This window comes from Micromonospora parva (assembly GCF_040649675.1).
In the GTDB taxonomy this organism is placed as follows: Bacteria; Actinomycetota; Actinomycetes; order Mycobacteriales; family Micromonosporaceae; genus Micromonospora; species Micromonospora parva.
On record NZ_JBEZFX010000008.1, the window covers coordinates 371,358 to 393,903 of the forward strand.

Consider the following 22,546-nt stretch of genomic DNA (forward strand, 5'->3'; position numbering starts at 1 on the left):
GCAGAGGTCGGAATGACGGCGACAATCAAGATCGGACCGCACGCGGTCGGTGCCGGTGAGCGACCGTTCGTGGTCGCCGAGATGTCCGGCAACCACAACGGCGATCTGAATCGGGCGCTGGCCATCGTCGACGCGGTGGCCGACAGCGGGGCGCACGCACTGAAGCTCCAGACGTACCGGCCGGACACCATCACCATCGACGTCGACACGCCGGCGTTCCGGATCTCCAGTGGGCACGAGCTGTGGGGCGGGGAGAACCTGTACCGCCTCTACGAGCGCGCGCACACCCCGTACGAGTGGCACGCCCCGATCTTCGAACGGGCCCGCGAGCGTGGCCTGACCGTCTTCTCGTCACCGTTCGACGCGACCGCTGTGCAGTTGCTGGAGTCGCTGGACGCGCCCGCGTACAAGATCGCCTCGTCGGAGCTGGTCGACCTGCCGCTGATCCGACTGGTGGCCAGCACCGGCAAGCCCATGGTGATCTCGACAGGAATGGCGACGGTCGCCGAGATCGACGCCGCCGTGCGCGCCGCCCGCGCCGGTGGCGCGGCGGGCATCATCCTGCTGGCCTGCACCGCGTCCTATCCGGCGCCGGCGGCCGACAGCAACCTGCGCCGGCTGCCGGTGCTGGCCGGTGCGTTCGACGTGCCGGTGGGGCTCTCCGACCACACGCCCGGCATCGGGGTCGCGGTCGCCTCGGTGGCGCTCGGCGCCTGCTTCATCGAGAAGCACGTGACGCTGGACCGGGCCGACGGTGGCGTGGACTCGGACTTCTCCCTGAACCCAGCGGAGCTTTCGGCCCTGGTCGCCGAGTCCGGCCGCGCGTACGCGGCCCTGGGCGGCACCGCGATCGGCCCGACCCCCGCCGAGCGGGAGGGGCTGCGGTTCCGCCGGTCGCTCTTCGTGGTCGAGGACGTCCGGGCCGGTGACCCGGTGACCGCGCACAACGTCCGCTCGATCCGCCCAGCCGGCGGCCTGCCCCCGGTGGAGATCGACCGGGTCCTCGGCCGCACCTTCACCACCGACGTCCCCCGAGGGACCCCCCTCACCTGGAACCTCATCTAACCCCGCCCCCACCCCCGCGATCTTGCAGTTACTGTCCCGACGAAAGGCGCATCAGCCGCGATTCGGCGTCAGAAAGTGCAAGATCGCGAGGGCGGGAGGGTGGGGGCGAAGCCGACGGTGATGACCAGGTTCTGCGGGCGGAGGGTTCGCCAGAGGGCGGCGCCGTCGGACGGGATGGTCAGGCCGTGTCGGCGCCACCAGAGCGTTATCGGCACGTCGGCCAGCTTGCAGCAGCACTCGGCCCGGGTCCAGCGGGCCCAGAAGTCACCGGTGCCGAAGCGGCGGGCCAGCGCCGGGGGCACCGGGGCGTCCGCCCGCTCCGCGTCGATGGCCACCCGCCAGCCGGGCACCGGTGGGCCGTACCAGCCGACGCACCGTCCATCGTCGACGTGACTACGGGTCACCGCGTCGGCCATCGTGGCCGGTGACCCGATCCGCAGATGCTGCTCGGCGGCGGCGAGCAGCCCCGGCACCGGACGCGGCACGGCGACGTCGCCGTGCCGCGCCGGCCCCAGAACCGGTCGCAGGTCAGACGGAGGCGGCACCGTCCACCACGATGACCTGGCCGTTGATGTTCGTGTGTTCCCGCAGCAGCATCCGCACCACCGGGGTGACCTCCGCCGGTTCGGTCAGGTGACCGGTCGGGGTACGGCGCACGATCTGGTCGAGTTGGGTCGGACCGAGCACCGCGGACATCTCCGAGGCGAAGAAGCCGGGCGCGACGGAGTTGACCAGCATCCGGCCGCCCAGTTCCCGGGCCAGCGAGCGGGTGGCCGCGTCCATGCCGCCCTTGGTGGCCGAGTAGGCGACGAGGCCGGGGAAACCGCGCTGCCCGCAGATCGAGGTGATGTTGACGATCCGCCCGCGCAGCCCCTTGGCGAGCATCCGGCGGATCACCAGCCGGGTCAGCTGCAGCGGGGCCGTCAGGTTGGTCTCGATGATCCGGGCGATGTCGTCGGTGGCGGTGTGCGCGTGCAGGGAGTCCTGCCCCATCGCGGCGTTGTTGACGATGCCGTCGATCGGGCCGAGGTGCTGCTCCACCTCGCGGATGAAGCTCTGCGCGGCCCGCAGGTCGGTGACGTCCACCGCGCCGACGTGCACCCGGTCGGGGTGCTCGGCGGCGAGCTTCTCCAGCTCCGGGGTGAGGGTGCGGGCGAACGCGGCCACCCGTACGCCCGCGTCGAGCAGGTCGGTGACGATGGCCAGGCCCAGGCCACGGGACCCGCCGGAGACGAGAACCACGGAGCTGGGTGGGACGAGCTGGGTGTCGGCGGGCTCAGACATCGCTCTTCAGGGTCTCCTTGACGGGAATGTCGGTCAGGACGCGGATGCGGCGCGGCACCGCGTGCTCGGGAAGCCGGTCGGCGCACCAGCGGACCAGCGCGGCCTCGTCCGGCACACCGCTGGCGGCGGGGGCGAGGACCACCTCGGCGACCACCATCCGCCCGAGCACCGGGGCCCGGCGGCCGGTCACCCGGGCCCAGGCCACCGCCGGATGACCGGCGAGCACGCCGCGGACCATGCCGGCGGAGACCTTGCTGCCACCGACGTTGATCTCGTCGGAGTCCAGTCGGCCGGTGATCAGCACCCGGCCGTCGAGCACCTGCACACGGTCGCCGGTGCGGACCGGGCCGGCGAGACCGGCACCGTGGTACGGGGAGGTGACCACCAGCTCGTCGTCGACGACGGAGAGCGTCGGTCGGCCCGGGGTGTCCCGGTCCAGCCAGTCGACCGGGAACCCGGCCCGCCCGTCGTGCACCACAATGGACGCCCCCACCTCCGAGGACGCGTAGATCCAGGACACCCGGGCCGCCGGGAAGACCTCCCGCAGCTGGTCCAGGATCGCCTGGTCCACCGGCTCACCGCCGAGGGTGATCTGGCGCAGCGGCACCCGGGCCAGCGCCTCGGCGTCGCGGTAGAGGGTGCGCCGCCAGAAGGTCGGGGTGCCCGAGGCCGCGTCGACCCCGTGCGCGGCGGCGACACCGGGCCAGTCGTCCAACTCGTCGGGCTCGACCACCACGAGGTGCTGGCCCGGCTGGGTCAACGACAGGGTGACCACCTGCCACCAGGCGTACGTGCCGGGGGCGTACGGGCACAGCCAGGTCCGGCCGGGCTGGTCGACCCGCACGGTGGTCAGCGTGTCGAGCGTGTGCCCGACCCGCTTCGGACGCCCGGTGGAGCCCGAGGTCAGCAGCCAGAGCCGGCCCGGCTCGGCGGCTCGCGGCCGGGCCGGTGCGCCCGGGTGCACGCCGTCGTCGTCGAGGACGCCGACGGTGAACCCGGCTTCCAGCAGCTCCGTACGCAGCGCCGCGTCGACCCGGCTCGCGGTGCTGAGCAGAAGCTCGGTGCCGTGCACGGCGTGCTGCCGCGCCGCGGTGAGCGCGTGCACCGCCGAGTGGGCGAGCACCGCCGCCGGGTCGGGCAGTGTGGGGGTCGGCAGCGACCGCCAGGTCAGCGCGGCGCCACCGACGACGAGCCGGTTGTCCACACCGGCCGGCTCCGCGGGCGCGGGGGCGCTGTGGCGCGACGTCGCGACGGTCACTGGTGTTGCAACTCGACGAGGAAGTCGAGGACGTCCCCGACGGTGGCGATGCGACGCAGCCCGGGGGCGTCGAAGTTGAGCTCCTCCCCCGTCTCGTCCTCCACCCGCAGCGCCAGCTCGGAGAAGTCGAGCGACCGGAAGCCGATCTCCCGCAACTGGGCGGCGTCGTCGCCCGGCAGCTCCTTGTCCTGGTTTTTCAGCACCTGAGCCATGAGGTCGCGGATCTGCGCGCGACTCAATTCGTTCATGCGCCGCAGTCTACAACCCAATGAATGCGTATCCCATTTCCCGGTAGGCCCGGGTAAGGTGCCGGCACCCGACGTGAACGGCTAGGAAAGCGAGACGCACGTGCTGCGCGAAGCGACGACGGACGACGTTCATCTGATGTTGTCCTGGCGTAATCAGGAAACCAATCGACAGGTCAGCAAGACCAGTCACGAGATCACCGCCGAGGAGCACGCCCGGTGGTGGTCGGCGGTCCGCGAAGACCCGTCCCGACGGGTGCTGGTGTACGTGCGCGACGACCGCCCCTGCGGCGTGGTCACCTTCTTCGACCTGCGGCTGGACGGCCCGCGTACCGGGGCGTGGGGGTTCTATCTCGACGCCGAGGGGCTGGCCGGGCGGGATGAGACGCTGCCCGCCTGGCTGGGGGTCATGCGGGAGGCCGTCGAGTACGCCTTCGACGGCCTGCACCTGGACCGGCTCGACGGCGAGGTGCTCGGCCACAATACCGTCGTACGACAGATGAACCGGCGTTTCCGATTCGTCGAGGGCACCCCGAAACAGGAGCTGACCGACGGCCGGGAAATCACCGTCATCCCGATTTCCCTGGCGCGGGAGGATCGCCGCCAGCGCTGATTGTCGGACACTTTCGCGTAATGGACCGGAATCATTAACCGACAGTGCTTCCGGTGGACATCCGCCGTTCACGGACAGCGGTGTCCACCGGGGCGTGGCGGATCAGACCCGCCGCCACGCCGCCCAGTGCTGCTGCGGGTTGCCGCCGAGCCGGACGAAGCCGTACGCCGTGCCGTCCCAGTCGTCGGCCTGCCCGGGCGCCCAGCGGGCGAAGACCACCTGCGCCACGGCCGGCGGTCGCCCGTCGTCGAACCACCGCACGTCGGTCCAGGTCACCTGGTGGCTGAGGTTGAACCGGAGGATGTACTGCACACCGGTCGAGGCCCACACCCGCTCACCGGGGCGTACGCCGACGTCGGCCACCCGGGGCGTCGGCTGGGTGCGTTCGGCGGTCGGCCGCACGATCCGCTGGTCGATCACCTGCATCGTGACGAGGTTGGCCGCCACGAGGACGCCGAGGATCGGCAGCCGCAGGCGGGGCACCCGGACCGTGGCGACCAGCAGCACGCAGCCGGCGATGCCGACCAGCGAACCGACCACCGGTCGCAGCTCCCGCCAGCCCCCGGTCAACGCCATCAGGTCCGGCGCGCTGAAACCGCCGTACCGCAACCGGTGGCCCTGGCTGGCCACATAGGCGAGTCGAGCGGCGACCAGCGCACCGCCACCGACCAGCAGCGCCACCGCGACGGCCGCCCGGCGCTGCACCACCCGCCACCCGGCGGTGAACAGCACCCCGAGGCCGACCAGCAGCCAGAACGGCGCCAGCATCTGCACGTAGCGGCCGTAGATGGCGTCCAACGGCTTGCCGGTGACTCCGGACAGGATGACCGACGCGCCACCGGCCACCCCGATGGTCACCACCAGCGCCACCCCCATCGTCCAACGGCCCGCGTCGCCGTGCCGGGGGCGCCACAGCTCGCGCACGGCACCGGCCCAGGCCACCCCGGCCATCCCGAACGTGATCACCACGAGGTACCAGAGCTGGGTGGTGACCGCCGCGCTCGTGCGGACCAGCCCCTGGGCGGAGGCGAGCGCCTCGAAGGTGCTGCCGTCGGGGGTGCTGCCGAGCAGGTAGACCCTGCCGCCGAGGTGGCGGATGGCGGCCTCGTTGACGAGCGCCATGGCGAGGACCGGCAGCAGCGCCGCGAGCACCACGGGTGGGCTGATCCGGCGGCGGACGAACAGCAGCAGCACCAGTCCGGCGTGCACGGCCACGATCACCAGGCCACGGGAGTGCAGCAGATGGAACCCACCGACCAGCAGGCCGACGGTGGCGGCGGCGACCGGGCCGGGCCGGGCGACCCAGCGGTGCACGGCGAGCAGCCAGGCCACCACGAGCGGCGCCAGCACCGCGTCGATCATGGCGACGCCCGCGTAGAAGGCGGTTGCGGGCAGGGTCGCCGCCGCGACCGCGCCGAGCAGCGCGTACGACCTGCGCAGCTGGAACAGTCGGCGACCGAACAGGTACGCCAACGGCAGCAGCGTCGAGTTCACCATCGCGTTGATCAGCTGGACGATCCGGTAGCTGTCGGTGAAATCCCGGTCCCCCAGGAACGCCGGCGAGATCAGCATGGGGTAGCCGACCCGACGCAGCAGATCGTTCTCGCTGCTGAAGCCGCCCGGTCCGCCGGCCAGCGCGCGGGCGGTGTTCAGGTAGCTGTCCTCGTCGGTGTGGGCGATCGGCAGCACGATGTGCCGGGACAACCACATCCGCCAGGCCACGCTGAGCACCCACCCGGCCAGCAGCACCAGCGGCACCAGCCACCGCCTGGCGGGCGGACCGCTGGGCGTCTCGGCCACCACCACCGGCCGGTCGATCACGTCACTACCGGGTGCCATCAACGCCTCCAGAATTGCCGGCCGGACCAGGCCCCGCGCCGGCCCGTCAGGCTCGTCGGCTGGCGTCGGTGCCGCACTGGCTGGCCCGCTCGCACCGAGCTGGTGTGGATGTCGGGTGAACGCGGGACCGGGTCGCGCGCACTGCCGCCGGTCGTTCGCGCGGCCACTGTAGCGGTCGGATCCGGCCAGGTCAGCCCACATCCGGGGCGGCCGGAAGTGTTCGCCTGCGCGGTGTCCGGCATTCACAGGAGCAGAGGTTGCGGTTCACCCGCGAGCGCCGGGGAGTTAACCCGCCATGGCTAGCGTGTCACCCCGGTCGGCTGGCCCAGGGCCGCTCGTTCATCCACGAACACGGGAGCACCACATTGAGTGAGTTGAATGGATCGTCCATTCTGATCACCGGGGGAACTGGTTCCTTCGGCAGGACGTTCCTCCGGCACATCCTCAACGAGGCCGACCCCGCCCGCGTGGTGGTGTTCTCCCGCGACGAGCTCAAGCAGTACGAGCTGCGCCAGCAGCTCGGCGACGACCCGCGGCTGCGCTGGTTCATCGGCGACATCCGGGACCGGCACCGCCTCACCCGGGCCATGCACGGTGTGGACCACGTGGTGCACGCCGCCGCGCTCAAGCAGGTGGACACCGCCGAGTACAACCCCTCGGAGTACATCGCGACCAACATCACCGGCTCGCAGCACGTCGTCGACGCGGCGATCGAGGCCGGTGTCAAGAAGGTCATCGCGCTCTCCACCGACAAGGCGTCCAGCCCGATCAACCTGTACGGCGCGACGAAGCTGGTCGGCGACAAGCTCTTCGTCTCGGCCAACCACTACGCCGCCCAGCACCCCACCCGGTTCGCGGTGGTGCGCTACGGCAACGTGGTGGGCAGCCGCGGCTCGGTCGTCCCGCTGTTCCGTCGGCTGGCCGCCGAGGGCAAGAGCCTGCCGATCACCGACAAGCGGATGACCCGCTTCTGGATCACCCTCGACCAGGCCGTGCAGTTCGTCATGGACTCGTTCGACCAGATGCAGGGTGGCGAGCTGTTCGTGCCACGGATCCCGAGCATGCGCATCCTCGACCTGGTCGAGGCCGTGGCCCCGGACGCCACCACGCACGAGATCGGAATCCGGCCGGGCGAGAAGCTGCACGAGGAGATGATCGCGCCCGACGACAGCCGGCGGACGCTGCGCGCCGAGGGGCGGTTCATCGTCCAGCCGACCATCGCCACCTGGGGTTACCAGGCACCGGTCGACTGCGACCCGGTGCCGGACGGCTTCGCCTACCAGTCGGACACCAACGACGAGTGGCTCACCGTCGAGCAGTTGCGCGACATGCTCGGCATCAACTGATGACGGGGATGCTCCCGTACGGCCGGCAGTCGATCAACGAGGACGACATCGCGGCGGTCGCCGACGTGCTGCGCGGCGACTGGCTCACCACCGGCCCGCAGGTCGACGCCTTCGAGGCCGACCTGGCCCGGTGGACCGGCGGGGTCGGCGTCGCCGCCGTCTCCAACGGCACCGCGGCATTGCACGTGGCGTACGCGGCAGCCGGGGTGGGACCGGGCGACGAGGTGGTCGTCCCGCCGATGACGTTCGTGGCGACGGCCAGCAGCGCCGCCGCCCTCGGCGCGAAGATCGTCTTCGCGGACGTCGAGGACGAGACGTTCTGCCTCGACCCGGCGGCGGCCGCCGCCGCTGTCACCTCCCGCACCACTGTCGTCGCGGCGGTCGACTACGCCGGCCACCCCGCCGACTACGACGCGCTGCGCACGTCGGTCAAGGGCAGTGACGCGCTGCTCCTCGCCGACGCGGCGCACTCGATCGGCGGCACGTACCGCGGCCGGCCGGTGGGTTCGCTCGCCGACCTGACCACGTTCTCGTTCTTCCCCACCAAGAACCTGACCACCGCCGAGGGTGGTGCCGTCGCCGCACTGGACCCGCAGGTCCTGAAGCGGGCCCGCCGGTTCCGTGGCGTCGGCGTGGTCCGCGAACGCGACGACCTGCGGTTCCCGGACGAGGGCGGCTGGCACCAGGAGGTCCACGAGTTCGGGCTGAACTACCGGCTGCCCGACGTGCTCTGCGCCCTGGGACGCAGTCAACTGCGTCGCCTCGGCGAGTTCACCGCCCGGCGCAGCGCCCTGGTCGCCCGCTACGACGAGGCGCTGGCCGACCTGGACGGCGTCCTGCTGCCCACCCGCAAACCGTGGGCCGACCCGGCCTGGCACCTCTACCCGATCCGGGTGCTCGACGGTCGCCGCCGCGAGGTGTACGACCGGATGCGGGCCGCCGGCATCGGGGTCCAGGTCAACTACATCCCGGTGCACTGGCACCCGGCCTTCGCCGACCTGGGTTACCGGCGTGGCTCCTGCCCGGTGGCCGAGTCGTTCTACTCCCAACAGCTGTCGCTGCCGCTCTACCCAGGGCTCAGCGACGCCGACCAGGACCGCGTCATCGACGCGCTGACCGCCGCGGTGCGGGTCGGCTCGGTGCGTACCGCCGCCTGATGGGAACCTGATGCACCACGCCAACCACTTCTACGGCCACGCGCACGTGCTGGCCCGCTACGCCGGCCTCGGCGACCGGCACCCACCCCGGATCAACGGGTACGTGCAGCACGGCTGGAACATCGGTGACGGTCTGGCCCCCGGGCACCCGTACGCCGAGCGCACCCCCAGCCTGCTCTGGTCGGAGCAGACCCGTCGCCGCGCCTGGTCCGTGGGGCGACGCAACGTGGTCGTCATCGGCGCGCCGTTCGTCTACCTGCTGGCCCTGCGACGCGAGGACCCACCGGCCGAAGATCGCGAAGGCACCATCTGGTACCCGTTCCACGGCTGGGAGGGGCAGCACGTCAAGGGCGACCACCGCAAACTGATCGCCCTGATCCGGGACACCGAACCCGGCCCGGTGACGGTCTGCCTCTACTGGCACGAGTACCGCATGCGCAACGTGCGCCGGCTCTACGAACGCGCCGGATTCCGGGTGATCTGCCACGGCTACCGGGGGCACTGGTGGAAGGACACCGACCCGGACTTCCTCGACCGACAGCTCACCGAGCTGCGCCGGCACCGCCGGGTCGCCTCCAACCGGCTGACCAGCGCGATCTTCTACGGCATCGCGGCGGGGTGTGAACCAGCCGTCTACGGCGACCCGATGATCCTGTCCAACGAGGACCCCACCTTCGGCGGCACCGCGCGGATCCGGCGGCAGTGGCCGCAGCTGCACGGCAGCACTGTCGACCTGCCCACCGCGGTCGAGATCGCCCGCGCCGAGCTGGGCACCGACCACCGCTGCACGCCGGCCGAACTGCGCGAGCTGCTCGGCTGGGCGAACCTCCAGGAGGAAGAGGAAGACCGTGACGACTGAGACGGCACCCGCCGGCCGGATCACCCTGCCGGGCGGCGAGATGCTGGCCTGGTCCGACCTGCCGCAGGAACGGCTGGCCGACGGCGGGCCGCTCGCCGCGCTGGCCGCCCGGCTGGTGCCGCCCGGCGCCCGGGTCCTGGTGGCCGGTCCACACGACCCGGCGCTGCTCGACCGGCTCGCCCACGCCGAGGTGACCTGCCTGCTGCGCAGCCACCCGGACGCGGTGGCGCTGGCGCACCGGGCGGCCCGCCTGGTGGTGGGCGGCCCGGCCGGACTGCCCGAGGACGAGACGTACGACGTGGTGATCGCGGCCGCCGGACTGGACCCGGTGGAGTCGGTGGAGGGCACCCAGCTCGGCTGGGACGGCGTGCTGGCCCGACTGGTCACCGTGCTGCGACCCGGTGGCGCGTTGCTGCTGCGCCTGGACAACCCGCTGGGCCTGCACCGGTTGGTCGACACCACCCCCTGGTACGCCCGCCGCGACGATGCCGCCTGGGCGATCGGCGGCGTGCTGGACCGCGCCCGCCCGGCCAACCGGGACCAGCTGCGCGAGCGGCTCAGCGTGGCGGGGCTGATGCCGGCCACGTGCTGGGCCGCGTACCCCGATGTCAGCACCCCGACGGCCCTGCTGGACGCCGACCACCTCGACCGGGACGCCGGCTCCGGTCTGTTCGACGCGGTGCTGCACGGTGCCTGCGCCGGGGGTTTCACCAGCGCCACGGTGCTCCAGGACCCGGCCCGGCTGGCGGTGGACGCGTTGCACGCAGGGCGCGCCGCCGACCTCGCGCCGGGTTGGCTGACCCTCGCCCACCGCCCCGCCGACCCGGAGGACCCGAGCACGCCGACCGCCGACCGGGACCTGCCGGTGGCGCTCGTGCAGACCGGCCGTCCCGGGATCGGCGTGCTCGAGGTGCTGCACGGCCCCTCCGGTTGGCGCTGGGGACTCATCCCCACCAGCGACCCGAGGACCCCGGCCGGCGCACCGTTCGCCAGCGGGAAGGCCGCCTACCGGGACGCGGACGCGCTGTCCGGGCCGGTGCCGTCCGGCCGGCTGCTGCGTACCGTGCTGCTCGACGCCGCAGTGCGCCGCGACCTGGGCACGGTGCGCGCGCTGCTGCGGGGGTACGCGGGCTGGCTCACCGACCAGGCCGACGCCGACGGCCGGATCGCCGGCGCGGCGGCGCTGGCCGGCACCGACAACGTCGTGTTCGACGGCGAGCGGTACGCGGTGCTCGACCCCAGCTGGCGGGTCACCGCCGCGCTCCCCGCCGACGTGGTGCTCGCCCGCGCGCTGTGGCGCTTCGCCACGGGCCTGCTCACCGGCGGGTACGCCCATCCATGGCCGTCCACCCTCGACGTGGCGGGCCTGACCGTTGTGCTCGGCGGCCTCGCCGGCCACGACCTCGACCGGGCGACAGTCAGCGAGGCGGTCGAGGCCGAGGCGGCCATCGCCGCGGCCCTGCACGGGCTGGACGCCGCAGGCACTGCCGACCTCGCCACCGAGCTGCACGCCGTCGCCCCGACCGACCCACCCATCGGCGGGCACAGCTACCAGCAGCTGCGTGAGGCGTGGCTGCGCCAGCGCGAGGAACTCACCCGGTTGGCCGCGTTGACCGCGTGGACCGAGGAACTGCTCACCTCACGGGAACGGGCGCTGCGCCGGGCCGAGACCACGATCAGCCTGCTCAGCGGGTCGATCAGCTACCGGGTGGGTCGGCTCGCCATCACCCCGGCCCGGCTGGCCAAACGGGGCGCCCGCGCCGCCAAACGCCGGGCCATCGCGGTGCTCGCCCCCAAGCAGGAGGAGCAGCAGTGACCGGCGTACCGCCGCCCGGGACCGGCACGCCGCCACGGATCGTCGGCATCGTGCAGGCGCGCATGGGTTCGTCCCGGCTGCCCGGCAAGGTGCTCCGCCCGCTCGCCGGACGGTCCGTACTGGGCCGGGTGGTCCGCGCCGCCCAGGACAGCGGTGTCCTCGCCGACCTGGTGGTCGCCACCAGCACCGACACTGTCGACGACGCGGTGGCCGACGAGTGCGCGCGGCTGGACGTGCCGTGCCACCGCGGGCCGGTCGACGACGTGCTGGACCGGTTCGTGGGCGCCCTCGCGGCGCACCCGGGGGACGCCGTCATGCGGTTCACCGCCGACTGCCCGCTGCTCGACCCGGAGATCATCAACCTGGTCGCGTCGGTGTACCGGGCGGTCCCCGGGCTGGACTACGCGAGCACGTCGATCGCCCGGACCCTGCCCCGTGGGCTGGACGTCGAGATCATCCGAGCGGAGACGCTCCGCACCCTGGGCCGGCTCGCCACCGACCACCACCGGGTGCACGTCACCTCGTACGCGTACACCCACCCGGAGCTGTTCCGGGTGCTCGGGGTGACGCTCACCCCGGACCGCTCCGCACTGCGGCTGACCCTCGACACCGAGCAGGACTGGGCGCTGGTCAGCGCGATCATCGACCACTTCGGGGACGTCAGCGTGCCGCTGGCCAAGCTCACCGACTGGCTCGACGGTCAGCCCCGGCTGCGCGCGCTCAACGCCGACGTCCGACAAAAGCAACTGGAGGAGTCCTGAGCACCGTGCGGGTCGGGTTGCGCTGCGACGCCGGCCCCCGGCGCGGTGTCGGCCATCTCGTCCGCTGCCTGGCGCTCGCCGAGGAGTTCCTCGCCCGGGGCGCCGACGTCACGGTGTTCGGCACCGTCGAACGGCTCGACTGGGCCACCGCGGAGCTGGCCGCGCGGGGCATCCCGCTGCTCCCCGGCCCGGACTCGGCGGCCGATCTGGTCGAGGCGGCCCGCCGACACGAACTGGACGTGCTGGTCCTCGACTCCTACGACCTGGACCCGGCCGGCGCGGGCGCGCTGCGCGCCGCCGGTGTGTACACGGTCGCCATCATCGACGGCGACAGCCGGGGCCAGGTCGCCGATCTCTACCTCGACCAGAACTTCGGCGCGGAGCTGCCGGGGCTGCCGGGCCGGCTGCTCGCCGGCAGCGGGTACGCCCTGCTGCGCGACAGCGTGATCAACGCCCGGCCGCCGGTCGCCCCGCCCGCCACGGCGGTCAGCCGCCCCCGGGTGCTGGCCTTCTTCGGCGGCACCGACGCGGTGGGCGCCGCCCCGGTGCTGACCCGGGTGCTGGTGGCCGCCGGTCACCCGATGGACCTCACGGTCATCGTCGGGCGACCCGAGATCGAAGCGGAGATCGAGGACGTCACCCCCGGGCGGGGGCAGATCATCCGACCGGTCCCGCCCACCACCTCGCTGCCGGCCCTGATCACCGGAGCCGACCTGGTGGTCAGCGCCGCCGGCACGTCCACCTGGGAACTCTGCTGCCTGGGCGCCCCCAGCGCCCTGGTCTGCGTGGTCGACAACCAACGTGAGTCGTACACCCGGGTGGTGCGGCACGGCCTGGCCGCCGGCCTCGGCGAACTGCCGGAGCTGACCGCCGGCGGTGTCGCCGGACGCGCCGCCCGCGCCGCGGCGGCGCGGACCCTACACGGGCTGCTCAGCTCGCCGCAGCGGCGGGCGACGCTCACCGCGCGCGCCTGGTCCACGGTCGACGGGCAGGGCCGGGCCCGGGTCGTGGACGCGGTGTTCGACGCGGTGCGTGTCGCCGTGCCGCGCTGACCGCGCCACCGCCACCATTCGCACGGGTGTACGAAACTGCTGCTAGGGTGGCTGCATGACGCAGGCCGCCTACCAGCCGTCGATGCTCGACCTGGCCGACGCCGGGCCCACACTGGGACCACTGCCCGGCCAGATCCGCCGACACCAGCTCAGCCGGGGCGCCTGGGTCGACCACCTCCCCGGCTGGGTGCGCGGCTCCGACTCGGTCCTCGACACCCTGCTCACCGAGGTGCCCTGGCGGGCCGAGCGGCGCACCATGTATGACGCCGAGGTCGACGTGCCCCGGCTGCTCTGCTGGTACGACGGCGCACGGCAACTCCCCCACCCCGTGCTCACCGCCGCGCAGGCCGCGCTGACCAGCCACTACGCGCCCGAGTTGGGCGAGCCCTTCGTCACCGCCGGCATGTGCCTCTACCGCTCCGGGCGCGACAGCGTGGCCTGGCACGGCGACACCATCGGCCGTTCCGCGCACAGCGACACCATCGTCGCGATCGTCTCCTTCGGAGCGCCCCGACCGCTGCTGCTCCGCCCACGCGGCGGCGGTGAGAGCCTCCGCTTCCCGGTGGGCCACGGCGACCTGATCGTCATGGGCGGCTCGTGTCAACGCACCTGGGAGCACGCCATCCCCAAGACCACCCGCCCGGTGGGCCCTCGCGTGAGCGTTCAGTTCCGCCCCCACAACGTCGCCTGACCTTGGCCCCCGGGCGGCAGCCGCCCCACCGCCGCGACGGCGATGAGGCCGGGGGAACCGCAAGGTAGGTCCGGACACCCCCCGCGTCCGGACCTACCTTGCGAGTCGCTGGTCGGCAGCTGCGTCGCAGCCGGCTGATGGGCGGATCAGCAGGCGTACGACTTCGCCCAGCGGTAGTCGGCCTTGGCCTGCATGTCGTGTCCCCAGAACGCCCCGTAGTAGCAGAGCGCCCGCCACGTCTGCGGGCCGACGTATCCGTCGACGGCGATGCCCGCCGCACGCTGGATCTTGATGATCGCGGCCTGCGTCTGGGAGCCGAAGCGACCGTCCCGGGCGACCGGACCCGCCTCGGACCGCGCCGCGTTGGTGATCGAGAGGACGTTCGCGATGCCCTGAATGGCCTTGACGCAGTTGCCGGTTCCGCCGTAGCCGTAGCTGTACTGGCGGCACGGGGCCGTGGCGGCGGAGGCCGGACCTGCTGTCACGACCATTGCTGTGAACGCCAGTGCGACGGCCGTCAGTAGCGCGGCAATCCTGGATTTCATTGAGTGTGATCCAATCTGATGTTCAGGTCGTCGGGATGATGACGAGGGGTCAAACCGGCCACATCGGCCCTCAGGCGGCCGGCCACGCGGTCCCACCCCGGGCACGACGAGACGAGTCGACCGGGGGCAAGGGGTGGACGCTCGTGGATGGGGCGGTGCGGACGGTAGAACGGTACGGTGGGCCCCGTACAACCGCCGCACAACTGGCGTACAGACATCCGCTCGCCCGCGTTGTCCGGGTGTTGTAAACGTGGCAGCACATGGCAGTGCCCACAGGTGAGGTGCCTGGTTGCGTTTCGAACTCCTCGGCCCGTTCCGGGTGTACCACGACGGCCGGTCGGTTCCACTGGGCTCGGTGAAGCAGCGTCTCCTGCTGGCGACCCTGTTGCTGCGCCCGAATGAGGTCGTCGGCACCGACGAGTTGACAGCGATGCTGTGGGGCGACGACGAGCCGCCGTCGGCCGCCGCGAACCTGCGCACCTACGTACGCGGACTACGGCGGTCACTGGGCGGTGGGGCGACCTGGGACGGGATAACCGCCGCGGCCGGCGGCTACCTGCTGCGGGTGGGCCCCGACGAACGGGACCTGGACCTGTTCGACGCCGCCGCGGCGCGGGGTCGTGAGGCGCTCGCCGCTGCCGACCTGGACCGGGCCGAGGCCGAACTCTCCGACGCGCTACGCCTGTGGCGTGGTGCACCACTGTCCGACCTGCCACTGCGCCCACGGCTGGCGCGGCGGGTGGCGCAACTGGAGGAACGCCGGCTGCTCGTCGAGGAGGACCACGCCGAGGCGATGCTGGCCCTCGGCGCGTCGGCCGACGTCGTGCACCGGTTACGCGGCCTGCTCGACAGGCACCCGCTGCGACAGCGGGCGTGGGGCCAGCTGATGGTGGGCCTGTACCGCATCGGAGACGTGGCCGGCGCGCTGGACGCCTACCGGCAGGCCCGACAGAAACTGGCGGAGGAGACCGGCCTCGATCCCGCACCCGAGCTCGTCGCACTGTACGACGACATCCTGCATCACCGCCCGGGACTGACGGCGCAACCACCGACGGGGCCGGACCGGCCGGCGTCGGGCACGGCGGTGGGGCCGCTCCATCAACGTCCCGAGCAACTGCCACGTGCGGTGCCGGAGTTCGTCGGACGCAGCGTCGAGTTGGCGAGCCTCGACAGGCTGCTGAGCGGCGGGGCCGAGTTGCCCACGAGCGTGACCATCTCTGTGGTGTCCGGCATGGCCGGAGTCGGCAAGACCACCCTGGCGTTGCACTGGGCGCACCGGGTGGCCGACCGTTTCCCGGACGGCCAGCTCTATGTGAACCTTCGCGGCTACGACGAAGTCGGCCTGGTGTCCCCGGCCGACGCCCTGTCCGGCTTCCTCGAAGCGCTCGGCGTGCCCCACGCGCGGATACCCTCCGACACGGAGGCGCGGACTGGTCTCTACCGCAGCCTGCTGGCCTCCCGTCGGATGCTCCTGGTGCTCGACAACGCTCGCGACTCCGCCCAGGTGCGCGCCCTGCTGCCCGGCGCGGGCCGCTGCATGGTCGTGGTAACCAGCCGTGACCGACTCGGCGGCCTGGTCGCCAGCGAGTGCGCCACGCCGTTGACACTGGACGTGCTCACGGCGGAGGAGTCGATGAGCCTGCTGGCCAGACGTCTCGGGGACAACCGGCTAGCCTCCGCGTCGGGGGCCGTGGCCGACATCATCGAGGCCGCAGGCCGGCTTCCGCTGGCACTGTCGATCGTCGCGGCGCGTGCCGCGACCCATCCCACGTTTCCGCTCAGCGCGATCGCCGCCGAACTGCACTGGGCCGAGGCACGGCTGGACGCGCTGGCCGACGGCGACGTCCGGCGCGTCTTCTCGTGGTCGTTCCTGGCCCTCGGTGCGGACGCGGCCCGGCTGTTCACCCTGCTGGGGCTGCATCCGGGCCCGGACCTGACCGCCGCCGCGGCCTCGGCGCTCGCCGGCGTGCCGGCCACCGCCGTCACACCGATCCTGCGGGAACTGACCCGGCTCCACCTGCTGACGGAACACACGCCCGGCCGGTTCGCCTTCCACGACCTCCTGCGCGCCTACGCTGCCGAACTCGCGCAGTCGTCGGAACGCGGCGACGAACACGTCGCAGCCCGACAGCGCCTGTACGACCACTACCTGCACGCCGCCTACCCGGCCGCCCTGCTGCTGCAGCCGCAGTGGCCCGCAATCGAGCCGGTGGCCCCGCTTCCCGTACCCGCCAGGCGGCCGGTGACCGATCACGACGGCGCACTCGCCTGGTTCACGGTGGAGCATCGGGTGCTGGTCCGGGTGGTCCGACAGGCCGCCCAGAACGGCTTCGAAGCGTACGCCTGGCAGATCGCGTGGGCGCTGACCACCTTCTCGGCGCCGCGCGGCCTCTGGCAGGACCAACTCGCCATCCAGAGTGTCGCGCTGACGGCCGCGGAGAAGATCGACGACCTCGCCGGACAGGCCGTCGCCAACCGGCTGCTCTCCCGCGCACTGATCCGACTGGGCGACCGCACCACGGCCGAGCACCGGCTCAAGCGCGCGCTTGAGCTGCACGAACGGCTCGGCGACCCGATCGGCCAGGCCCAGACGCTGCACAACTACTGCGAACTCTGCTACCTGGACGGCCGGCTCGACGAGGCGCTCACACACGGTCGCGAGGCGCTGCGGCTCTACCGGCTCGTCGGCAACCACGCGGGCGAAGCCCGGACCCTGAACGCGATCGGTTGGCTGCTCGCCACCACCGGCGATTACGTCCAGGCCATCGCCAGCTGCAGGGAGGCCCTCGACCAGCAACGCCGGACCGACGACCGCAACGGTCAGGCCGCGACGCTGGACAGCCTCGGGTTCGCCTACGACCGCCTCGGTGAACGCGACCGCGCGGTCGACTGCTACGAGCAGGCGATCCACCTCTTTCGCGCCTCCGCGGACCGGTACCACGAGGCGGAAACCCTCATCCGGCTAGGGGACACCCGGGAAGGGATGGGCGACCGGAACGCCGCCGCTGCCGCTTGGCGCCTGGCTGCGCGGATCTACGAGGACGTGCGCGACCCCGCAGCCGAGGAGGTCCGCCGCCGCCTCGAACGTCTCGCCTTGTGCTAGAGGAGGCCGGCTAACTTGCAGAGGACCAGGGAGCCGGCTACCGCGACGTTGAGGCTGTGGCCGTGGCCGACCATCGGGATCTCCACCGCCGCCGACAACAGAGGGCCCCACCATAGCGCTCTTCCGGAGACCCCGCTCCCCATGATCGTGCTCGATCCAGGATCGAGTGGCATCACCGCGTCGGTGATGCCACTACTTCCAGGATCGAGCACGATCTTCGGCGGACCTGGCACGCTCGGGCGACGCCGCAGGTGGGTGGGTCAGTCGCGCTCGATCAGGTGACCCACCACCGTCGGGCCGAGCATCACCGCGAAGCCGCTGCCGTCGCGCCGAGGATCCGCCGCGGGCAGCTCCACCGGGTCGCCGGTGCCGGTCGCGCCGACCGGTCGCGGGCCCACCCAGGCAACGGCCACGTCCGTCTCACCCTTGAGGAAGCGGTGCGCGCGCACGCCGCCGGTCGCCCGACCCTTCGCCGGGTACGCCTTGAACGGCGTCACCTTCACCGTCGCGCCGGTGGAGGTCACCACCATCGGATCGCCATGCCCCGGGTCGTCGGTGCGCACCGCGCCGAAGAACACCACCCGCGCGCCGGCCGGCAGGTTGATGCCAGCCATACCACCGCCCTTGAGGCCCTGCGGGCGGACCAACCCGGCGGGGAAGCGCAGCAGCGACGCCTCCGAGGTGACGAACGTCAACGTCTCGGCGCCGTCGGTCAGCCAGGTCGCACCGACCACCTCGTCACCGTCGCGCAGACCGATCACCTCGAACTCGTCGGAGCGCACCGGCCACTCCGGCGCGCAGATCTTCACCGCGCCCTGCCGGGTGCCCAACGCCAGCCCCGGGGAGCCATCCGCCTGCCCGCCGAGCGGCGCCAGGCCGACGACGGTCTCCCCCGCCGCCAACGGCACCAGCTCGGCCGCCGACATACCACCCCGCAGTGACACCGTGCCCGCCTGCTCGGGCAGCACCGGCAGCGGCAGGACGTCGACCTTGAACGCCCGACCGGCGCTGGTCAACAGCAGCACCCGGCCCCGGGCGGTGGAATGCACGATGGCGCGTACCGTGTCGTGCTTGACCCGGCCATTGCGGCGACGCCCCTCGGCGCTCTCCTCCGACTCGGCAGCGGTCCGGGCGACCAGCCCGGTCGCCGAGAGGATCACCTGGCACGGATCGTCGGCGACCTCCAGCGGGCCGGCCGGCGCGGACGCGGCCAGCACCTCCTTCAGGTCACCGTCGACGAGCGTCGTCCGACGGTCGGTGCCGAACTGCTTGACCACTGACGCCAACTCGTCGGAGACCACCTTGCGGAGCACCCGCTCGTCGTCGAGGATCTTGCTCAGCTCGGCGATCTCGCCGCGCAGCCGTTCCTGCTCGGCCTCCAGCTCGATCCGGTCGAACTTGGTCAGCCGACGCAGCGGGGTGTCCAGAATGTACGTGGCCTGGATGTCGGAGAGGCCGAACCGGCTCATCAGCCCGTCCTTCGCGGCCTGCGCGTCGTCGCTGCCCCGGATCAGCCGGACCACCTCGTCGATGTCCAGCAGCGCGATCAGCAGACCGTCGACCAGGTGCAGCCGCTCCTGACGCTTGCGGCGGCGGTACGAGGTGCGTCGGGTGACCACCTCGTAGCGGTGCGACAGGAAGACCTCCAGCAGCGCCTTGAGACCCAGCGTGCGCGGCTGCCCGTCGACCAGGACCAGGTTGTTGACGCCGAACGACTGCTCCAGCGGGGTCAGCCGGTAGAGGTCGGCGAGCAGCGCCTGCGGGTTGACGCCGACCTTGCACTCGACGACGAGCCGGGTGCCGCTCTCCCGGTCGGTGAGGTCCTTGACGTCGGCGATGCCGGTCAGCCGCTTGGTCTTGGTGACCTCGTTGGTGATCGCGGCGATGACCTTCTCCGCGCCGACGCCGTAGGGCAGCTCGACCACGGTGATCGCCTGGCGGCCCCGGCTGCCCTCGATCGGGCCGATCTCCACCTTGCCGCGCATCCGCACCACGCCGCGCCCGGTCTCGTACGCCCGGCGCACCTCGTCCAGGCCCAGCAGCACCCCGCCGGTGGGCAGGTCGGGGCCAGGGACGAACTCCATGAGTTTGTCCAGAGTGGCGTCCGGGTGGTTGATCAGCCAGCGGGCGGCGGAGACGACCTCCGCCAGGTTGTGCGGGATCATGTTGGTGGCCATCCCGACCGCGATCCCGGACGCGCCGTTGACCAGCAGGTTGGGAAAGGCCGCCGGCAGCACCGTCGGCTGGGTCAGCGACCCGTCGTAGTTGGGCTCGACGTCGACGGTGTCCTCGCCCAGCTCACCGACGAGCAGCATGGCCTCGCGGGACATCCGCGCTTCGGTGTACCGCGATGCTGCCGGGCCGTCGTCAGGGCTGCCGAAGTTGCCGTGCCCGTCGATGAGCGGCACGTTGAGGGAGAAGTCCTGGGCGAGGCGCACCATGGCGTCGTAGATCGCCGTGTCGCCGTGCGGGTGGTACTTACCCATTGTGTCGCCCACGATTCGGGCGGACTTCACGTGCCCACGGTCGGGGCGGTAACCCTGCTCGTACATCGACCAGAGGATGCGCCGGTGCACGGGCTTGAGGCCGTCGCGGGCGTCGGGCAGGGCGCGGGAGTGGATGACCGAGAACGCGTACTCCAGGTAGGAGTCGGAAACCTCGGTGACCAGCGGATTGTCGAAGACCCGCGCGCCGGCCTGGTCGAACGAGGAGAGGTCGACCTTGTTTTCCTTACGGCGTGCCATGACTCAGCTTTCCACTAGAGCGAGACGGATGCTCACGCGTCGATCGCTTCCCGGTCGACCCGGTCGGCGGAGTCGATCAGCCAGTTGCGGCGCGGCTCGACCTTCTCGCCCATCAGCAGTTCGAGGATGCGTTCGGCGGCCTCGACGTCGTCCAGGGTGATCCGGCGGACGGCACGGGTGGCCGGGTTCATCGTGGTGTCCCACAGCTCGTCGGCGTCCATCTCACCGAGACCCTTGAACCGTGGGATGGGGGTGACGATCTGCTTGCCGGCCTTCTCCAGCTTGCGGACCGTCGTCTCCATCTCGGCCTGGGTGTAGGTGTAGACGGTCTGCGGGTTGCGCCCCTTGGTGGTGATCTTGTGCAGGGGCGGCATCGCGGCGTAGAGCCGACCGGCCTCGATCAGCGGCCGCATGTACCGGGCGAACAGGGTGATCAGCAGCGTCCGGATGTGGGCGCCGTCCACGTCGGCGTCGGCCATGATCAGCACACGGCCGTAACGCAGCGCGGAGAGGTCGAAGGTGCGCCCCGAGCCGGCGCCGAGCACCTGCACGATGGCCGCGCACTCGGCATTGTCCAGAACCTGCTGGAGGTTGGCCTTCTGCACGTTGAGGATCTTGCCGCGGATCGGCAGCAGCGCCTGGTATTCCGAGGAGCGGGCCATCCGGCTCGTTCCCAGGGCGCTGTCACCCTCGACGATGAACAACTCGCTGCGGTCGATGCCGGTGGCCCGGCAGTCGACCAGCTTCGGCGGCATGGACGCGCCCTCCAGGGCGGTCTTGCGCCGGGCGGCGTCCTTCTGCTGTTTCTGGGTGAGCCGCACCCGGGCGGCGTCGACGATCTTCTGCAGGACGGTGCGCGCCTCGGCCTTGGTGCGCCGGTCCTCCAGCCAGGCCTTGACGTGCGCGTCGACCAGGGACTGGAGCACCTTGGTGATGCCGGTGGTGGAGAGCTCGTCCTTGGTCTGGGAGGTGAACTGCGGCTCGGGGATCCGCACGTGCACCACGGCCGTCATCCCCTCCAGGACGTCGTCCAGGGTGGGTGGCTCCTCCTTGGCCTTGAGCAGACCGCGGGTGTTGCGGATCGCGTCGGCGAGCGCGCGGACCAGGGCCCGCTCGAAGCCCTTGCGGTGGGTGCCGCCGTGCGCGTTGCGGATGGTGTTGGTGAAACACTCGACGGTGCGCTCGTAACCGGTGCCCCACCGGAACGCCACCTCGACCTCGGCCCGCCGCTGCACGTTGGACTGCATGACGCCGTTGGCGTCGGCGGCGTTCTCCCGGTAGGTGCCCTCGCCGTTGACCAGCAGGATGCCGGAGACCGGCCGGTCGCCGGCCGGGGCGAGGAACTCCACCATGTCGCTGAGCCCGTTGGGGTAGTGGAACCGCTCCTCGGCGGGCGCCTCACCGGTCAGGTCGCGCAGCAGGTAGGTCACGCCGGGGACCAGGAACGCGGTGTTGCGCAGCTTCATCCGGACGGCGTCGACGTCGAGCGCCGCACCGGTCTCGAAGTAGCGGGCGTCGTGCCACCAGCGGATCGAGGTGCCGGTGCGCTGGCCGCGCTTCATGGCGCCGGTCACCTGCAGGCCGGGGCCGGCGGTGAACGGGGCGTCCGGCCCGTCGCCGTCGAAGATGCCCGGGACGCCGTGCCGGAACGACATCGTGTGGATCTTGCCGGCCCGGCGGACGGTCACGTCGAAGCGGCGGGACAGCGCGTTGACCGCCGACGCGCCGACGCCGTGCAGACCGCCGGAGGTCTTGTAGCCGGAGCCGCCGAACTTGCCGCCCGCGTGCAGCCGGGTCAGCACCAGCTCGACGCCGGAGATGCCGGACTTGGCGTGCACGTCGGTGGGGATGCCCCGGCCGTCGTCGTCGACCTGCACGGAGCCGTCGGGGTGCAGGATCACCTCGACGTGGCTGGCGTGGCCGGCGACTCCCTCGTCGGTGGAGTTGTCGAGGATCTCGTTGACGAGGTGACCCACGCCACGGCTGTCGGTGGAACCGATGTACATGCCGGGCCGCTTGCGGACAGCGTCCAGCCCCTCAAGGTGGGTGAGGTCATCGGCCCCGTACAGGGTGTCAGGCTCTGCGGTCAACTGGTCGTACTCCCCGGTCTCGGCGGTGTGCTGCCGGTCACCGGCGACATCAGCCGGCGTGGCGCGCCGCAGCGAGCC

General features: G+C 72.0%; 18 protein-coding genes. 10 read left to right on the top strand and 8 right to left on the bottom strand.

Features of this window, described 5'->3' with window-relative positions:
- The first annotated feature begins 12 nt into the window (after positions 1–12).
- Positions 13–1,065 carry a pseudaminic acid synthase gene (gene pseI / locus AB0C03_RS22120; protein ID WP_030335838.1) on the top strand — a complete coding sequence of 351 codons (1,053 nt, stop codon included), beginning with the start codon at positions 13–15 and terminating at the stop codon, positions 1,063–1,065.
- A gap of 68 nt (positions 1,066–1,133) precedes the next feature.
- Here the strand turns inward: pseI and AB0C03_RS22125 are convergent, their stop codons facing one another.
- From AB0C03_RS22125 to AB0C03_RS22140, 4 genes are read right to left on the bottom strand one after another with little or no spacing between them, the layout of a single operon-like run.
- Positions 1,134–1,610: a hypothetical protein gene (locus AB0C03_RS22125; protein WP_245233725.1), complete on the bottom strand. Its 477-nt coding sequence runs from the start codon at positions 1,608–1,610 to the stop codon at positions 1,134–1,136.
- Positions 1,594–2,349 (bottom strand): SDR family NAD(P)-dependent oxidoreductase, encoded by a 756-nt coding sequence (locus AB0C03_RS22130; protein ID WP_210865489.1) that lies wholly within the window; start codon positions 2,347–2,349, stop codon positions 1,594–1,596. Before AB0C03_RS22130 ends, AB0C03_RS22125 begins: the two co-directional genes overlap by 17 nt.
- Entirely contained in the window at positions 2,342–3,607 is a 1,266-nt protein-coding gene (locus AB0C03_RS22135) for an AMP-binding protein (RefSeq protein WP_210865488.1), read from the bottom strand. Before AB0C03_RS22135 ends, AB0C03_RS22130 begins: the two co-directional genes overlap by 8 nt.
- Positions 3,604–3,855, bottom strand: coding sequence for an acyl carrier protein (locus tag AB0C03_RS22140; protein ID WP_030335845.1), 252 nt, complete (start codon positions 3,853–3,855; stop codon positions 3,604–3,606). The genes AB0C03_RS22135 and AB0C03_RS22140 overlap by 4 nt, the downstream gene beginning before the upstream one ends.
- Positions 3,856–3,955: 100 nt before the next feature.
- Here AB0C03_RS22140 and AB0C03_RS22145 point away from each other — a divergent pair, with 100 nt between their 5' ends.
- Complete coding sequence (locus AB0C03_RS22145) at positions 3,956–4,465, top strand: peptide chain release factor 2 (protein ID WP_030335847.1); 510 nt, start codon at positions 3,956–3,958, stop codon at positions 4,463–4,465.
- A 102-nt stretch (positions 4,466–4,567) separates the two neighbouring features.
- Here AB0C03_RS22145 and AB0C03_RS22150 read toward each other — a convergent pair whose 3' ends face one another.
- Positions 4,568–6,304 (bottom strand): hypothetical protein, encoded by a 1,737-nt coding sequence (locus tag AB0C03_RS22150; RefSeq protein WP_357638656.1) that lies wholly within the window; start codon positions 6,302–6,304, stop codon positions 4,568–4,570.
- 365 nt (positions 6,305–6,669) lie between these two features.
- Here AB0C03_RS22150 and pseB point away from each other — a divergent pair, with 365 nt between their 5' ends.
- Genes pseB through AB0C03_RS22185 form a run of 7 tightly spaced genes read left to right on the top strand, consistent with a single transcriptional unit; the run spans position 6,670 to position 13,986 of the window.
- Positions 6,670–7,650, top strand: a complete 981-nt coding sequence (pseB, locus tag AB0C03_RS22155) for a UDP-N-acetylglucosamine 4,6-dehydratase (inverting) (protein ID WP_030335851.1) — start codon at positions 6,670–6,672, stop codon at positions 7,648–7,650.
- On the top strand, positions 7,650–8,807 hold the full coding sequence (locus tag AB0C03_RS22160; RefSeq protein WP_030335853.1) for a DegT/DnrJ/EryC1/StrS family aminotransferase: 1,158 nt from the start codon (positions 7,650–7,652) through the stop codon (positions 8,805–8,807). The genes pseB and AB0C03_RS22160 overlap by 1 nt, the downstream gene beginning before the upstream one ends.
- Before the next feature lie 10 nt (positions 8,808–8,817).
- Positions 8,818–9,666 (top strand): hypothetical protein, encoded by an 849-nt coding sequence (locus AB0C03_RS22165; protein WP_357638658.1) that lies wholly within the window; start codon positions 8,818–8,820, stop codon positions 9,664–9,666.
- Positions 9,656–11,482, top strand: a complete 1,827-nt coding sequence (locus AB0C03_RS22170; protein WP_357638660.1) for a class I SAM-dependent methyltransferase — start codon at positions 9,656–9,658, stop codon at positions 11,480–11,482. Before AB0C03_RS22165 ends, AB0C03_RS22170 begins: the two co-directional genes overlap by 11 nt.
- Positions 11,479–12,243 carry a cytidylyltransferase domain-containing protein gene (locus AB0C03_RS22175; RefSeq protein WP_280940613.1) on the top strand — a complete coding sequence of 255 codons (765 nt, stop codon included), beginning with the start codon at positions 11,479–11,481 and terminating at the stop codon, positions 12,241–12,243. Before AB0C03_RS22170 ends, AB0C03_RS22175 begins: the two co-directional genes overlap by 4 nt.
- Positions 12,240–13,295: a PseG/SpsG family protein gene (locus AB0C03_RS22180; RefSeq protein ID WP_210865556.1), complete on the top strand. Its 1,056-nt coding sequence runs from the start codon at positions 12,240–12,242 to the stop codon at positions 13,293–13,295. Before AB0C03_RS22175 ends, AB0C03_RS22180 begins: the two co-directional genes overlap by 4 nt.
- 55 nt (positions 13,296–13,350) lie before the next feature.
- A complete protein-coding gene (locus AB0C03_RS22185) occupies positions 13,351–13,986 on the top strand; it encodes an alpha-ketoglutarate-dependent dioxygenase AlkB (protein WP_357638662.1) in 636 nt (211 codons plus the stop codon).
- A 146-nt stretch (positions 13,987–14,132) separates the two neighbouring features.
- Here AB0C03_RS22185 and AB0C03_RS22190 read toward each other — a convergent pair whose 3' ends face one another.
- The gene (locus AB0C03_RS22190) at positions 14,133–14,471 is read right to left on the bottom strand and encodes a peptidoglycan-binding domain-containing protein (RefSeq protein WP_245233726.1); all 339 of its coding nucleotides are present in this window, start codon (positions 14,469–14,471) and stop codon (positions 14,133–14,135) included.
- A gap of 349 nt (positions 14,472–14,820) precedes the next feature.
- On the opposite strand from AB0C03_RS22190, the gene AB0C03_RS22195 reads away from it, so the two are divergent.
- Positions 14,821–17,634, top strand: coding sequence for an AfsR/SARP family transcriptional regulator (locus AB0C03_RS22195; RefSeq protein ID WP_357638664.1), 2,814 nt, complete (start codon positions 14,821–14,823; stop codon positions 17,632–17,634).
- A gap of 260 nt (positions 17,635–17,894) precedes the next feature.
- Here AB0C03_RS22195 and AB0C03_RS22200 read toward each other — a convergent pair whose 3' ends face one another.
- Together AB0C03_RS22200 and AB0C03_RS22205 are read right to left on the bottom strand one after the other, a co-directional pair.
- Positions 17,895–20,378 carry a DNA gyrase/topoisomerase IV subunit A gene (locus AB0C03_RS22200; RefSeq protein WP_210859807.1) on the bottom strand — a complete coding sequence of 828 codons (2,484 nt, stop codon included), beginning with the start codon at positions 20,376–20,378 and terminating at the stop codon, positions 17,895–17,897.
- Positions 20,379–20,410: 32 nt separating this feature from the next.
- Positions 20,411–22,468 carry a DNA gyrase/topoisomerase IV subunit B gene (locus tag AB0C03_RS22205; RefSeq protein WP_030335863.1) on the bottom strand — a complete coding sequence of 686 codons (2,058 nt, stop codon included), beginning with the start codon at positions 22,466–22,468 and terminating at the stop codon, positions 20,411–20,413.
- Positions 22,469–22,546 lie beyond the last annotated feature (78 nt).